The sequence below is a fragment of the Nocardioides psychrotolerans genome, assembly GCF_900113685.1.
Lineage (GTDB): Bacteria > Actinomycetota > Actinomycetes > Propionibacteriales > Nocardioidaceae > Nocardioides > Nocardioides psychrotolerans.
Genome location: NZ_FOQG01000003.1, coordinates 209,172 through 223,874, shown reverse-complemented (window position 1 = coordinate 223,874; position 14,703 = coordinate 209,172). Strand labels below are relative to the sequence as shown.

Annotated in this window: 14 protein-coding genes; 8 read left to right on the top strand and 6 right to left on the bottom strand. The window is 67.6% G+C overall.

All coding sequences use genetic code 11. The features are described from left to right. Nucleotides 1-21: 21 nt before the first annotated feature. Nucleotides 22-630 (top strand): ACT domain-containing protein, encoded by a 609-nt coding sequence (locus BM204_RS05460; RefSeq protein ID WP_091111057.1) that lies wholly within the window; start codon nt 22-24, stop codon nt 628-630. Between the two features lie 23 nt (nt 631-653). Here BM204_RS05460 and BM204_RS05455 read toward each other — a convergent pair whose 3' ends face one another. After that, nucleotides 654-2,117, bottom strand: coding sequence for an alpha/beta hydrolase family protein (locus BM204_RS05455; protein WP_174812992.1), 1,464 nt, complete (start codon nt 2,115-2,117; stop codon nt 654-656). Between the two features lie 64 nt (nt 2,118-2,181). Here BM204_RS05455 and BM204_RS05450 point away from each other — a divergent pair, with 64 nt between their 5' ends. Further along, nucleotides 2,182-2,925 carry a cyclase family protein gene (locus BM204_RS05450; RefSeq protein WP_091111056.1) on the top strand — a complete coding sequence of 248 codons (744 nt, stop codon included), beginning with the start codon at nt 2,182-2,184 and terminating at the stop codon, nt 2,923-2,925. Here the strand turns inward: BM204_RS05450 and BM204_RS05445 are convergent. Next, nucleotides 2,922-3,374 (bottom strand): nitroreductase family deazaflavin-dependent oxidoreductase, encoded by a 453-nt coding sequence (locus tag BM204_RS05445; protein WP_091111055.1) that lies wholly within the window; start codon nt 3,372-3,374, stop codon nt 2,922-2,924. The two genes, BM204_RS05450 and BM204_RS05445, sit on opposite strands and share 4 nt — an antisense overlap. 67 nt (nt 3,375-3,441) lie before the next feature. Here BM204_RS05445 and BM204_RS05440 point away from each other — a divergent pair, with 67 nt between their 5' ends. The 3 genes from BM204_RS05440 to BM204_RS05430 all read left to right on the top strand — a co-directional run bounded on the left by BM204_RS05440 (nt 3,442) and on the right by BM204_RS05430 (nt 5,744). Next, nucleotides 3,442-4,407, top strand: coding sequence for a 1,4-dihydroxy-2-naphthoyl-CoA synthase (locus tag BM204_RS05440; protein ID WP_091111053.1), 966 nt, complete (start codon nt 3,442-3,444; stop codon nt 4,405-4,407). Between the two features lie 251 nt (nt 4,408-4,658). Continuing rightward, entirely contained in the window at nt 4,659-4,919 is a 261-nt protein-coding gene (locus tag BM204_RS05435) for a hypothetical protein (protein WP_091111051.1), read from the top strand. 45 nt (nt 4,920-4,964) lie between these two features. Next, complete coding sequence (locus BM204_RS05430) at nt 4,965-5,744, top strand: hypothetical protein (protein WP_091111049.1); 780 nt, start codon at nt 4,965-4,967, stop codon at nt 5,742-5,744. 18 nt (nt 5,745-5,762) lie between these two features. Here the strand turns inward: BM204_RS05430 and BM204_RS05425 are convergent, their stop codons facing one another. Next, complete coding sequence (locus BM204_RS05425) at nt 5,763-6,926, bottom strand: tyrosine-type recombinase/integrase (RefSeq protein WP_091111047.1); 1,164 nt, start codon at nt 6,924-6,926, stop codon at nt 5,763-5,765. 59 nt (nt 6,927-6,985) lie between these two features. Next, nucleotides 6,986-7,228, bottom strand: coding sequence for a helix-turn-helix transcriptional regulator (locus BM204_RS05420; protein ID WP_091111046.1), 243 nt, complete (start codon nt 7,226-7,228; stop codon nt 6,986-6,988). A gap of 108 nt (nt 7,229-7,336) precedes the next feature. On the opposite strand from BM204_RS05420, the gene BM204_RS05415 reads away from it, so the two are divergent. Then, complete coding sequence (locus BM204_RS05415) at nt 7,337-7,951, top strand: helix-turn-helix domain-containing protein (protein WP_091111044.1); 615 nt, start codon at nt 7,337-7,339, stop codon at nt 7,949-7,951. Nucleotides 7,952-7,955: 4 nt separating this feature from the next. On the opposite strand, the gene mobF is transcribed toward BM204_RS05415, so the two are convergent. Continuing rightward, nucleotides 7,956-10,562 carry a MobF family relaxase gene (mobF, locus tag BM204_RS05410; protein WP_091111246.1) on the bottom strand — a complete coding sequence of 869 codons (2,607 nt, stop codon included), beginning with the start codon at nt 10,560-10,562 and terminating at the stop codon, nt 7,956-7,958. A gap of 335 nt (nt 10,563-10,897) precedes the next feature. On the opposite strand from mobF, the gene BM204_RS05405 reads away from it, so the two are divergent. Next, a complete protein-coding gene (locus BM204_RS05405; protein ID WP_091111042.1) occupies nt 10,898-11,179 on the top strand; it encodes a hypothetical protein in 282 nt (93 codons plus the stop codon). A gap of 39 nt (nt 11,180-11,218) precedes the next feature. Here the strand turns inward: BM204_RS05405 and BM204_RS05400 are convergent, their stop codons facing one another. Beyond that, a complete protein-coding gene (locus BM204_RS05400) occupies nt 11,219-12,634 on the bottom strand; it encodes a Fis family transcriptional regulator (protein WP_091111041.1) in 1,416 nt (471 codons plus the stop codon). 188 nt (nt 12,635-12,822) lie between these two features. Here BM204_RS05400 and BM204_RS05395 point away from each other — a divergent pair, with 188 nt between their 5' ends. Continuing rightward, nucleotides 12,823-14,703 carry a hypothetical protein gene (locus BM204_RS05395; RefSeq protein WP_091111039.1) on the top strand — a complete coding sequence of 627 codons (1,881 nt, stop codon included), beginning with the start codon at nt 12,823-12,825 and terminating at the stop codon, nt 14,701-14,703.

The window sequence follows — 14,703 nt, the reverse complement described above, 5'->3', positions numbered from 1 at the left end:
TGCGGAGGCTAGGGTCCTCGCGTGCCTTACCTGCTGCGTGTCGAGCTGCCCGACGTCCCCGGGTCCCTGGGGCGTCTGGCCTCCGCCGTCGGTGAGGCGGGCGGCGACATCGAGGCCATCGAGATCGTCGAGAAACGCCACGACGGCACCGCGGTCGACGATGTGCTGCTGGAGATGATCGACGGGATCATGCCCGACTCGATCGTCTCGGCGTGCAACGCGCTCGACGGGGTCAACGTGGTGTGGATCAGCCGCTACGCAGCCGGTGGCAACCTCTTCCTGGACCTCGAGGCCGTCGAGGACCTCACCGCTCACCCGACCGAGGCGATCAACCGCCTCGTGGACCTGCTGCCGATGACGTTCCGCTCCGACTGGGCGCTCCGGCTGCACCGGGCGACCGGGGTCGTCCACGGCACCGGGGCAGCGCCTGACGAGTTCGACTTCGTGGAGCTCGACCGGGCAACCCGCCTGGAGTCCGACGGTGACGACACCCTCTATGTCGCCGCCCGGCTCGACGGCAACGAGATCGTCGTCATCGGCCGCCGCGGCGGCCCGGAGTTCCTCGACTCGGAGGTCGCACGCCTGGGCCACCTCACCGGCCTGGCGCTCTCGATCGCGCGGGTCGGCTGAGCGCGTCGGCTGAGCGCGTCGGGCTAGCAGCCGACCCCCGTCACGTCGCCCGTACGACGAGCCGCGGCCTTGCCGCGAGCGTCCAGGCTGTAGGCCGAGCAGTAGTAAAAGCTCAGCAGCGCGTCGCGGCGCAGCGTGACCGGGCTCCAACGACCGTCACCGACGGGCTCGAGGTAGCGGAACCGGCCTCCGAGCAGGGCCGCTGTGTTGTCGCGGTGCTTGAGGTAGCGGTCCAGCCAGAGCTGGGTGTAGACGCTGGTCAGGTCCTGGCCGTAGCGGCTGGCCGGCAGCACCAGCGGGATGTCGGTGTAGTCGAGGTGGGTCGAGGCGCGTGGGACGACCAGCATCGAGTCGACGCCGGCCGCGCGCCAGGCGTCGAAGCCGGTGGCCCGTTCGCGCATCGGGTCGGGACCGTCGGGCGAGGGCTGCGGGGTGATTGAGCTGCCGCCGCTGGTGAACCACGGGGAGACCGTGAAGCCGTACTCCGACTGCACCGCGAGCGCCGGCACCGCGGGGCGGGTCCCGTCGCCGCCGCGCAGCTTGTCGAGCGCGACGACCGCCGCGACGCGACGGTCGGTGGCCTGCACCTGGGACACGGCCTGGGCGCCGAGGGAGTGGCCGATGATTGCGATCCGGGTGGTCCGCCCCGGGGTCGCCGTACGCCGGTCGGGGGAGCGGTCGAAGAGCCGCCAGTAGGGGTTGAACGGGGTGGCCTCACCGCGCGCGGCCGACGGGTTGGCGTAGGGCCGCGACGGCGTGGAGGTGAAGAAGTCGAGCGCGTTGCGGGTGCCGACCACGAAGTTGGAGAGCTGCTGGAACGGCACGCCGGAGCAGCAGGTCGGGAAGACGTCGCCGGGGTCGTGCGGCAGCGTCTCGCTGGTGCCCTGGCCCTGCACGTCGTAGGTCAGCACCACGTAGCCGCGCTCTGCGAGGTCCTGGGCGAGCCACTCGTACATCCCCTCCGAGCCCTGCACCGAGCCCTCGGTGAGCACCACGCCGGGGAACGGGCCGCGCAGGACACGACCGGTGTAGGGGTCGCGGGCCCCGGGCTCGGGGCGCCACACGGTGCCGCGCAGGAGCGCGCCGTGCTGGTTGGTGAAGGCGACCTTGCGGCTCAGCCCGCGGGTGCCGGACCAGCCGTCGCGCAGCGGGTTGCCGACGTTCCACCCCGGGAAGAAGTTGCCGGCCGTCACCGCCGGACGCGTCGGCGAGGCGACCTGGGTGAGCATCTGTTGCACGCTCCGGGCCGTCGCCGCCTGGACCAGCGCCGGCAGGTAGGCGGTGTTGCGCAGCTGGCCACCCGGACCCTGGATCCGGCCGTAGGCGTCGGCGATGTTCTGCACGTCCCGTGCGGTGTACGCCGGGTCCGACGGTTGGGGGTCGGCCTGCGGGGGGTCGGCCTGCGCCGGGGCGGTGGTCAGGGCGCCGACGACGGCACCGGCCAGGGCGGTGGCGACGAGTCGCCGGAGGCGTGCGGACGGTCTCATGCCCACCTCAACGAGCTAGGGGCGCCGAGGTCTCGCGCAGCCACGGCCGTGCCAGGGTGGCGCCATGAGCGACTACCCGTTGTGGGACCTGCAGCGCAGCCTCGTGCAGGACCGCACCTTCACCGACCTGACCCACGCCTTCCATCCCGGGCAGCCGCACTTCCCGGCGTTCCCCGACGAGGAGCGCGGCCAGATCTTCGACGTGGCGGCCGGCGACGGCTTCCGCGTCCACCGCTACACGATCGTCGGGCAGTGGGGCACCCACGTCGACCCGCCGTCGCACTTCGTCGACGGCGCCCGCACGCTCGACCAGGTGCCGGTCGAGCAGATGGTGCTGCCGCTGGTGGTGCTCGACATCTCCGAGCGGGTGCGGGACGACGCCGACGCGGTCGTGACCCTCGCCGATGTGACGGCCTGGGAGAAGCAGCACGGGCCGCTGCCGGGTGGGTCCTTCGTCGCGCTGCGCACCGACTGGAGCCACCGCTGGCCCGACCCCGACGCCATGTCGAACCACGACGCCGACGGGGTGGCGCACTATCCAGGCTGGAGCCGCGAGGTCCTCGAGCACCTCGTGGCGACGGTGGGGATCACCGCGATCGGCCACGAGACCACCGACACCGATCCCGGCAGCTCGACCTCCCGCGGCGACTACGGCCTGGAGCTCTACCTGCTCGGGCAGGACCGTTGGCAGGTGGAGCTGCTGGCCCACCTCGACCGGGTTCCGGCCGCGGGTGCGCTGGTCGTCGCCACGTGGCCCAAGCCGCTGGGTGGCTCGGGCTTCCCGGCGCGCGTCTTCGCGATCTCCTAGGACTCCGGGACAGCCGACGTGCGCTCGAGCACGAAGACCGGGATCTCCCGGTCGGTCTTCTCCTGGTAGTCGGCATACGGCGGGTAGGCGGCGACCGCGCGGGTCCACCAGGACGCGCGCTCCTCGCCCTCGATGACCCGCGCGGCGTAGGTGTGCGGGTCCGGGCCGTCCTGGAGGTCGACCTCGGGATAGGCGCTGAAGTTGTGGAACCACTCGGGGTGCTCGGGGGCGCCGCCCTTGGAGGCGATGGCGGCGTAGGCGCCCTCGTGCTCGACCCGCATCACGGGGTTCTTGCGGAGCTTGCCGGAGCGCGCGCCACGCGAGGTGATCACCACGATCGGCCGGTCGAGGATCGTGTTGCCCTCGCGGCCGCCGGTGGCTTCGTATTTCTCGACCTGCTCGCGGACCCAGTCGCTCGGGCTGGGCTCGTAGTCGCCTTCAAGTGCCATGCCTGCCACAACACCACACGTCGGGTCGTGATTCCAGCCCCTGAACGGCACCGATAGCCTCGCCCGCATGAGCGCGATCGACGGAGTCTCCCAGACCTTCGACCCCACGGCCTGGGACGAGGTGCCGGGCTTCGAGCACCTCACCGACCTGACCTACCACCGGGCCAAGGCCCACGGGACGGTCCGGGTCGCCTTCGACCGCCCCGACATCCTCAACGCCTTCCGCCCCCACACCGTCGACGAGCTGCTGGCGGTGCTCGAGCACGCCCGCACCTCCAGCGACGTCGGCTGCGTCCTGCTCACCGGCAACGGACCGAGCGACAAGAACGGCAAGTGGGCGTTCTGCACCGGCGGCGACCAGCGGATCCGGGGCCGCGACGGCTACCAGTACGCAGACGGTGACACCCTCGAAGCCGAAAGTGCGAGCGCAGCGAGCACTTCCAATGGAACGACGAAGTCGTTTCACGACAAGGCCAAGTTGGGGCGGCTGCACATCCTCGAGGTGCAGCGGCTGATCCGCTTCATGCCCAAGATCGTGATCTGCGTCGTCCCGGGCTGGGCCGCCGGCGGTGGTCACAGCCTGCACGTCGTGTGCGACCTGACGATCGCGAGCCTGGAGGAGGCGCGGTTCAAGCAGACCGACGCCGATGTCGGGTCGTTCGACGGTGGCTTCGGCTCGGCCTACCTCGCCCGTCAGGTGGGCCAGAAGTTCGCCCGCGAGATCTTCTTCCTGGGGGCCGAGTACTCCGCCGAGGACGGCGTGCGGATGGGAGCGGTCAACAAGGCCGTCCCCCACGCCGAGCTCGAGGCGACCGCGCTGGAGTGGGGCCGTCTGGTCAACGGCAAGTCCCCGACGGCGCAGCGGATGCTGAAGTTCTCCTTCAACGCCATCGACGACGGCCTGATCGGCCAGCAGATCTTCGCCGGTGAGACCACCCGCCTGGCCTACATGACCGACGAGGCCGCCGAGGGGCGCGACCAGTTCCTCGAGAAGCGCGACCCCGACTGGTCGCAGTACCCCTGGTACTACTGATCTGGTGCGTTTGCGCAGGTCAGACGGGGTGTAGGGACGAAAAGTCCGCGTCAGGTCCGCAAAAAGTCCGCAAGAGACCGACGAAAACCGTCGATGCCAGGCGGGTCCACCGGGTCTGCGGGTAGCGCGACGAGATCAGGGGTTGGGAGTTTCGCCGTCTGTGATCCATTCGAAGTAGACGAATCTTGTGCCGATGGGTACTTTGGTACCCGAGGCCCACTCCAACTGGCCTTTCAAGGAGCTTCCCCGTTATGGCCACTGCAACCGCACCCATCAAGGTCGACGTCGAGACCGACGAACTCGTCTCGCATGCAGCTCACTTCATGTCCCGCTCGAAGAAGGACATCGTCGACGCTGCCGTGCGCGAGTACATCGACGCGCACCGCGACGAAATCAATGCAGGCGTCAAGGCCGCTCTCGGCAAGCTCAATGGTTCCGATGCCGCTGCCATCGCGATGATGACCGGCCTCAGCGCTGAAGAGGTCGACGAGCTCGGCGGCCTGCCCCAGTAAGTGGCAACTGCAGGACTCGTCGGAGCCGCCCGCTAGGTTCGCCTCATGGCTTCGAACTCGCCCAGCGTGCGCCCGACACTGCGTTGTCTGGTGGATCTGGGTGTGGCGCTCCCCGACATCGGGAAGCGCTTGGACGAGATCGACGAGCCGGTGATCGCGGTTGCGCAGAGCATCCCGGAGCGCCGTGATGCCGGCGGCGCTGAGCGCGTTCTGGCGTTGACCGACCGTGTGTGGTTCAAGGTCAAGACCAGCGACCGGCGTGGAACCGTGACGGAGTTGCGTGGCGACGACCTCCCCGAATGGGTTCTGCCGCTGCGCGGGTCTTGGTGGATCGGGGCTGCCGGTCGCCGCCAGGGTGACAGCGCCCAACGCGACTTCTACGCGGTGCTTGAGAAGGAGTGCACCACTGGCAAGACCGTGTCATCGCTGCACTTGCTGCCCGGGGATAGGGACTGGAAGCGATTCACTCTCGAGCAGGCGTATGCGTGGCGGATCGACATGAAGCGACTGGTGATCCGCTTAGTGGCGGCGTCCCTGAAGTCTGGGCGTGCGATGACCGCGGAGTTCCGGACGCATCGCATTACCGCGCTGGTCCGTGCTGAGAATGGGCATGAGGGCTACCTGGCCATCGTGGCCGAGGGTGTCCCGGACCCAGAGATGTTCGCTCTGCTCCTGGACTGCGTCCCCGGAGTCGCGAGCGACGACTGGCAACCGGAGCCTTCGAAAGTCGCCGGGATGGAGCCCGGCTCTGGTCAGGTCATCTGGTCGACCTTGTTCGCGCCGGAGGTCGCTCGCCAGGTCCTCGAGTTGGCTGAAGACGACTGAGAACCGAGAGCGTTGTATCTAGCCCAGCACCGGCCTCGGAGGCTCGCGCTGAGGCGGCGACGGTGCGCGTTCGGGTGTGTCTCTTCTTGAGGCCTCGTGGGCTTGCTTCATAAGGCCTGCGGCAGCCTCCCGCGTCCGATCCTCCGCTGTCGGCCACAGATGACTGTACGTGTTCAGCGTGGTGGTCGCCGATGAGTGCCCCAGTGCCCGCTGCACAGTGACGACGTCGCAGCCCGCGGCGATCAGACCGGAGGCATAGAAGTGGCGAAGGTCGTGGAGCCGCACGTGAGGCAGCCCGGCCGAGTTCCGGGTCGCGCGCCAACGCCAGTCGATGTCGTTGTCGTACATCGGGCCGTCACTGACGGTGAACAGCCACCGGTCCGGCGTCTCATCCGGCAGGAACGCGTCGATGTGCGCTCGCAGCATCTCCACCAACTCGTCCGGCAGGTGCACAACCCGCTCCGAGCCGTACTTCGGCAACCGGATCGCGAAGGTGTCGCCGTCTCGCTGCAATTGTCGCGAGACCGCCAGTTGCCGCCGCGAGAAGTCAATGTCTCCGATCTGGATGCCTGCCCCCTCTCCCTTCCGCAGCCCGGCGAACGCGCACAGGGCCACGTAGGCACGGAAGCCGTGTCGGGTTGACACGCGTGTGCTGTCGGCATGCGCCAACAACAGCCCGACCTGCGACACGGTCGGGATCCGCATCGCAGCCTCGGCTTTTCGGCGCCGTGGCAGTGCGACCCCAACGGTCGGATCGGCGGCGATCACGCGGTCCGCGACCGCAGCCCGGAACACTGAGCGCACGATCACGAACCGCGTTTTGATCGTCGTCGGTGCCCACCGCGCCGATATCGACTTCACCCACGTCTCGATGTGGGAGCGTCTGATCGCCTTCAGCGGCAGATCCCCGAACGGCACTGACGCCGTGGCCAGGTCAGCGTTCGCCCGCGTCGACGGCAGCCACAGCTGCCGCGGCGCCCAGTCGTCGTAGAACGCCTGAAACGTCACCCGCCCTGCACGCGGGTTGACGTAGGTCCCCGTGTGAAGCGTCGACGTCACCTCGTCGAGCCATGACGCTGCGTCGACCTTGCGGGCGAAGTGACGCGACCGTTCGCGCCCGGTGTCGTCGCGATAGCGAGCGCGCCACCGACCGTCTGGCCGCTTAGCGATGCTTCCAGCCATTTTGATCCTCGTTCCTGGATCCGGCCATCGTGTGCACGACGACCGGCGGACCGCGTCGCTCAGCGGCGATCCTGTGGACGGGTGGTCTGTTCTGAGAGCCAGAGGATGAGATCGGCACGCCAGTAGCGGACGTGGCGGCCGATCTTGAAGCTGCGGGGTCCGCAGCCGAGGTGGCGCCAGTAGCGCAGCGTTCCTTCGGGGACGCGGAGGAAGCTGCAGGCCTCTTGGAGGGTGAGCATTTCGTCGCCGGGGTTTGTGGCGTGGCGGCGGTGCTCGTTGGGGGTGATCGGTGAAGCGGTCATGCGGTGCTCCTTGATGGATTCGACCCGTGTTGGTCGTGGGCCGGTGTTTCCGGCCTCACCCATGAGGTGTGTATGGCTTCCCAATCGATGATCAGCGATCATTGACGGGTGGAGCCGAAGACGGTGATCGAGGTGGCCCGCCGGGCGGCGGGTCTGTCGCAGCGCCGGTTGGCGGAGATCGCCCGGACCCAGCAGTCGTCAGTCTCGGAGTACGAGTCCCGCCGTAAGTCGCCGACGCTGGAGGTTGTCGAGCGGTTGCTGGATGCCGCTGATGCGGAGCTGGCGGTGATGCCGATGGTCTTCTTCGAGCTGCGGGAGAACCCGGAGTTTGGAACGTTCTCCGTCCCCGATCGGCTGTGGTCGGTGCCGCTGCCGAAATGCTTCGCCCGGGTCCAGGTCCTGAAGTACATCTTCCACACCGAGGACGACGAGATCTGGGACCTGTCGGACGAGGCTCAGCGCATTGCCTATTACGAACTCGCCCTCGTTCATGCGCCCGGTCAGATCCTCGAAGACTCGGTCGACGGTGTCCTGCTGATCCAGGCGTGGCCCAAGCTGAATCTGCCTGACATCGTGCGTGGGGCCTGGCAACCTGTGATCGACGCGGCCACCGCCTCGCAGGACAAACCACCGCGTGACCCCGGTGGCATCAGCGGTCGCATCGCTGACGAGATCGGCCTTCCTTGGCCACCAAGTAAGCCACGCAAGCGCCGACGGAGGTGACCCCTCACAGCCCGGGGCCGTGCCCACAGCTCGACGCGATTGTTGGCGCGGGAGCAGGAGGCGGTTCGGGCCGCCTGCGGTGCTGTGCGCCGTAGCGGTCGATCGCGTCGATTGCTTGGCCGCGTGCGTGTGCCGGACCGAGGTCTGCGCGGTCGCGGCTGAACACATCGGTCCATTGCTTCCGGGCGTCCTCGACGGACTCGGCGACGAGGTGGGCGACGTTGATGTTTCGGCCCCGGGTCATCGCGACGTACGCCGCCGCGGCACCGGTGGTCTCGCCGATGGCGACGTGGGCGTGGTCGACGGTCTCGCCCTGGGCGCCGTGGATGGTCGTGGCGTAGGCGAGCTCGACATGCTCGTTGACGTACGCCGCGGGCAGTTCCCGATCTCGCCCCATGCCGGGGGAGTGGACGATCAGGCTGCCGTCGTCGCCCATCCCTAAAACGGTCCAGGTCTGTCGGTTGGTGACCCCGAGTGTCGGGTCGTTGCGTCGGGTGGCGACGCGGTCACCGAGACCGATCAGGTCGCCGCGGTGCGTGGTGATCGCGGCGGAGTCGTTGCCGCTGTGCTTGTTCCGGATGGCGGCGTTGAGGGTGGCGACTTGCTCGCGGGTGTCCGCAACTACCAGGGCTCCGTCGGCACCGACCGAGGCAAGCGCCGAGGTTCGTTCGGCCTCTGAGGCGTGCAGGACGATCTGCCCGCGTTCGACGAGGCGGTCGAAGACGGCTAGGGAGTGACGGCCCTCGCGCATTTGGAGGGTGATCTTCGCGTACTCCGGGTCGGCGAACCGGTGTATCTGGTTCATTGTGACGACCGCGTTCGGGTGCGCCCACGCGATCGCGTGGTCGAGGACGCCGCCGCGTCCGACGGCGGCGAGTTGGTGGCGGTCGCCCATGAACGCGATCCGTGCGCCGGCTTCGTCCGCGATCCTCAGCAGTGCGAGGGCGGTGTCCTGATCAACCATCCCGGCCTCGTCGATCAGCAACAGGTCGCCGCGTTGGAGTCGAGCCTTTGGCATGGGCTCAGCCGCTTGTCGGGTCCAGTGGCCATCGCAGTCCCAGCGCCAGCCGTGCTGATGAATCAGCCACGCGGCTGAGTGCCCTTCGGCGCCGGTCTCGCGGGTAGCGACCTCGGCCGCTTTCAATGTCGGTGTCACGACCAGCAGTCGGCGCCCGCGCATGGCGAGATGGGTTCGCGCTGTGGCGAGCGTCGTGGTCTTCCCGGCACCGGCCGCGCCCTCGATCACGATCAACGCGCCTCTGCCAGTGAGCACTGCCACGACCCGAGCCTGCTCAGGAGACAGCCTCGCCAGAGTCCCGCGATGAAGTCGAGATGGCTCAACCGGTTGCGAGCGCCGCAGCAGCCGCTCGAGGATCTCGGTCTCCACAGTCAGCACCGCAGGCGACGTCAGCGACCGCACATGCTCGGGCACGTCGGGCCGCAGGAGCAGGGGAGTGCAGCCCTCGACCGCCCGTGAGGCCAGGTCCTCGGCGAGCTCGATGCGGACGCCCGCTTCGGCGATCAGGCCCGTTTGCGCGAGGAGAATCTCGACTTGTCCTCGGATGTCAGCCGCGTTCCACGAGGAGAGCTTCGCTCCGAGCCGTGACAAGACGAGGTCGACGGCCACCTCGCGGTCGAGATAGGCAATCCGAGGCGAAGCCAGTGGCACCGGCACTGTTGGATCGACGTACCCAAGGGCGCGCAGTTCCTCGTTCCATCGCGTGACGACCTCGGACCCGTCCTTGGGGATGACCTTGTCGGGCCGTGCTTCGGCCCACGCCCGCCGGTCCCACGCCTCACGCAGCCGCGGTCCGGGTTCCTCGCCGGGATGCTCGGACCGCCACTGGGCTTCGTAGCGATCGATGTTGGCGCGGATCTGCGCCGTCCGTGCGCTGAACGCTCCGACGAACGGCACCAGCTGATTGATTTCACCGGTCTCTGGATCCACGGTGAACCCGACCTCTGCGAGGGCTGCCCGGAACTCTGGGTCGGTGGCGATGGCGGCGTGCCCGATGCCGTTGACCGCCTCGATCATGTCGCGTACCCCGACGGAGTGCAGACCCCGCCAGGCACCGGCTGTGAACACCCGGGCATTGATCTGGAGATGCAGGTGCCGGTGCGGGTCGCCCGCCCTCGACGTGTAGTGCCGGATCACCGCGGCTTCGATCTGCTCAACCGGGACCTGGACTTGTCGGCCGCGTGGTCCGACGCGGGTGGTGGCGTGCTCGGTGAGGTACTTGATGATCTGCTTGGCTGCCCGCTCCTGGGCGGCGTCGAGAGCCACGGAGACCTCCGGGTTGAGGGCGGCCGCGAGCGACCAGGTCTTCGGCCCGTTGACTGTGACCTCGACGAACCGCAGCGCGTCCGGGTCCTTGCGGAGCCGGCCTTTCGGTAGCCCGGTCTCGACGACCTGCCCGGCGACCCAGCCCTCGTAGGTGTCGCCGTCCATATCCGGCTTCTTCTCGACCGTGCCTTCGGGGGTGGCGACGAACCGCATCGCGATGCCTTGGCCCTCGGCGAGGTAGTAGTCGTCGTAGCGGGCGCAGTCGCGCTCGACGTACTGCCGTGCGGCCTTGGCCGCGCCCTTGTAGAACTTCACCCCGCCGTGCATGCCGATCACCTCGGATCCACCCGATCCAACGCGTCCGTCGATAACCAACGGAGGCCCCAGAAATGCCTCGTGGGCCGCCCAATCTCGGGCGACCCATCTACGTCCTTCGTAGCATGCGTGCCGACTCAAATGAAGGGGTGAAGGAGAGAAGTGAGGGGTGATGGGGGAGAGGATTTGAGGAGGTGATGAAGGTCAGCGATTTCCAATGATGAGGGGGATGAAAGGAGAGGCCGGAGTGGATTGAAGGTGGTCCACAAGAGCCGTAGGACGGTGTGTATCCACAGGCGGCTGCCAACGAGTAGCGAACGATGGGCACGCGTGGTCAGCGTTGCGGCATGCCTTCCGAATCTCAGTCGTACGCCACCGGCTACGCAACCGCACGGACGTGTCTGGCGACCCTCGCTCGGATCTCGCCGGAGTGCACGGCGATCACTTTCCGCGAGCTCCTCCTGACGCTCGACGACCTCCATGATGGGGCAACGCCAGCGACCTACCCGCTGATCGCTGGCCGCGCTGACCTTCTCTTGTGGCTCGAGTCCGCCGTACGCCGGATGATCGCGGCGGGCGGTGATGCCGACGCCCTGGAACTCATCCTCAGGATCTCGCGTGCGGTGTGATTGGAGGACGGCCGCCACCTGGGCGCCGTCCCCCACCGGTCAAGCGGCACCGTTGACCTGGGTCGAGTCGCTCGCCGTCGGGCTGCCTGCGAGGGAGACCAGGGCCTGGTCGAGGAGTCTGCGAATGCTGGTCGTGATCGACGTGCACTCGGTCTCGATCTTGGCGGCGCCCTTCTGGATCGACCCAGCGGTCTTCTTGATGGCGTCGATCTTCTCCAACTGGGCCACCGCCTCGTTGATCTTCTCTTCGGCGGTGTCGATTTCAGCTTCGCCTGTGCGGACGGACGCGGCGATGGCCACGGTGCGCAGGAGCAAGGTGACGGTGCGGAGCACCTCTGGGTCGTCCTCGTCCGGGTTGAAGGCGACGACGACCCGCCGCTGCCCGAGCACGCGGATCGAGTGGCCGCTGTTCTGGTCCGGCGTCCGCACGACACCCAGCGAGGCGCTGGCGCCGCGGTTGCGCTCGGCCTCCTCGAGGTAGTCGCCCCAGTTGGCGCGAGCGGAGTCGGTCATCTCGATGACAACCCGGGCGGCCTGGCCATCCACCGAGAGCAGGCCGTCGCCCTTCTTGCTGCGCGGCACGAGACCAGTCTTTGTGGTGGTGTCCTCGTACTCATCGCCGAGGCCAGCGGCGATGTCGTTCATCAGCGCGTGGAGCTGGCCCTCGTAGGAGCCGCCCTTGATTGGCGTCACCTTCGCGAGGGACGTCTTCGCGTCCTGGACCTTCAGTGCGGTGCTGAGGGCATCGACCTTGGCGCTCAGCTCGGTCTGGCCCTTCTCGATCTGTTGCGTGAACCGCTCCTGCTGCTCGGCGAGCGTGGCTGCGTGCTTGGCCATCGGCGAGGTCGGGTCGCTGGGGTCGAGCTGCTTCGTGGCTTTCGCGAGCAGCTCGCTGGTGCTCGTCTGGACCTGCTTCTCCAGCGCAGCCGAGAACTTGTCCAAGACCGGCTGAAGCCGCTCCAGAAGCTCCGGGTTGTCGCCGCCGAAAAGCCGGCGAGTCTCGGCGAGGAGGTCCCTCTTCGTCGACGCCACCGCCTCGGAGAGGTGCTTGCGGGTGACCTCGTCAGCGTCGGTGATCGCCTTCTTGGCGTCGGCAGCCGCGTTCGCTACGGTCTCCGTGGCGGACTTGGTCGCCAATGCGGTCGCCTCGCCTGCCTGCCGAGTCGCCTCAGCCGTCTTGTCCCCGACATCCTTCAACATGCGCTCCAGCGCCCTCGTCTCCGTCGTCTGCGCGGTCAGAGAGAGCGCCTTCGCCCCGAGTACCAGGGCCTCGGTTGCGAACTTCGTCAGATCGGCACCGGCGAGCTCGGCGGGGTTATCGCAGCGCTGGCCACGCTCGCCAGTGATCCAGTATCGGGCCTCGCCGATGACGTCTGTCTCTGCGATCTCCAGCCCGTCGATGACCACCGTGGTGCCGGCCTGGTCGAACCGCGCTTTGATCAGGTTGTCCTTCATCTCGTACCTCCAGGTGTCCGGGCCGCCGCCGTCGATGGCCTATGCCCTCGATGTTGACCGACTGATGACGAAGACACGCGGTCACAGGCTGTTTAGCCGACTAAACAGGTGACCCGACCCAAACTGGATCGGATGTGGCTAACGTCTGTGTTGTCAGTTGATCGCCGAGACGTGGAAGGAGGCAGAGCATGGAATCGCAGGTCACCATGACCGAGATCGCCCGGATTGCTGACGTAACGCGTCAGGCAGTCACCAACTGGCGTCGGCGTCCGGCTTCCGCTCCCTTCCCGTCCGCGACCGAGGTGACACAAGGGGCTGAACGGTTCGACCTTCGTGAGGTCCTTGACTGGCTCGATGTCACTGGACGTGGTCGTAACGCCGACGCGCGGCTCGACGCTCCCTCGGTCGCTGTCCCCGGCGATCTGGATCTGGAAAATGCGGTCGTCATGCTCGCGCTGCGAGGCGGTGTTTCGCAGGATCTGGCCCCTCTGACCCCCGACCAACGGGTCGCGCTCGCTGAGGAGTTGGACCCCGACGATCAGTACCTGTTGAGCGACATCCGCAGCGTTGCCGGCGATGACGGCCTGGCGGTGTACGTCGATGAGCTGCTTGCGGCTGCGTTCGGACCGGCCGATGCCCTGGATCGCCTGTACGCGAGTCGAGCGGCCCAGGGAAGCCGGGGCCTGACTCCGGAGATGGTTGGCTTGTTGCAAGAGCTCGCCGATGCCTGCCGGACTCATCTCGGGCCCGATAACGTGGCGATCGAGTTGCGGCTCGACCCGCGGGACCGGCGGGTTGGCGCGGGATTCCGTGAAGCGGGAGGAGCGGCCGACCGGTCAACTCTTCGGCACCTAGCTCTCGACGGCATCACTTCGGTGACACTGGCGGGGGCCTTGGTACGAGTCGTTTCCGCAGTCGGACTCAGCGACTCCGAAGCTCTCGATCTTGCCGATGACGTTGCCGTGGACCTCGACGTGAATCAGGTGGCCATCGTGCTCGGTCCGGCGTCGGCGCTCTGCGATGCACTTCCTCCGGCCGGCTCCCTCCACACCAGCCGCAGAAAGACACTCGAAGGTTTGGGAGCCGAGCCGCTGACGCCTGCTCTCAGCGCAGCATTCAAGTTGCCCCGAGGGCTGTGGAGGGAGGCCCACCGGAAGAGCCTCGGAATCTGGGTGCTGCAAGGCGGCACCGCCTCAGCTCGTGTGGTGGTTGCAGATCTCTCTGCCCGGGATGTTGATCCTGCTGAGTTGGCCTCGGATGTGCTGGGCGCGCTCCAGCAGACCCCGGCACGCGCTTACCGCTATGGCCTTTCTGTGGAGTCGACCTTCGTATGGACGAACACGTCATACGCGGTCGTCGTACCTGGCGTCGGTGCCTCAGAGCATCAACCGGCCGAGGCGGGGACGTCTCGCGAACGTCTGATCGCTGCATCTCTCGTCACCCGCGAGAACATCGCGGGCTTCGACGTGCCGATTGCCGACGGAACGGGCTTGCCGGCGACCGCGGCGCGGAGGCTTGGCTCTCTAGTCGAGGGCCGGAGCCCGTTGATGAGAATTCAGAGTGGGTGCCGAATCAAGGGTGAGCATCTCGACCCGACCGGGTCTCTCCGCGTCTTGTCAGGGGACGCCAGCCTTGCCGCAACCTTCATTGATCCTTTCGTAGCTGCGGAACACTACTCCCACGCTGCACATACGGAACCGGGTGACGTGGTGTTCGCCGCGTCACCAACCCCTCGGGCGCTGGTCGATGAGGAGGGCGGATCACTGGTGGCCTATCCGAGCCGCATCCTGCGGCTCGAGCCCCTCCGCGCGGGCATCGGGCCGCGGGCTCTCACTGCGGCGATCAACGAGATGGCCACCAGTTCCGAGTGGAAGACGTGGTCCGTGCCCAACGTACCGAGAGCCCAAGTTCAGCAGCTGGAGCAAGCGCTTGGCGGCGTTCTTGACCACCTCGAAGCGCTGCGTTGTCACGAGGAAGCCGCAACCAACATCATCACGAACTTGATCCAGGGTGTCGCCGAAGGCTCGGTCGCGCTCGGTTCACCAACCACCGAGAGAAAGGCGGGCTGA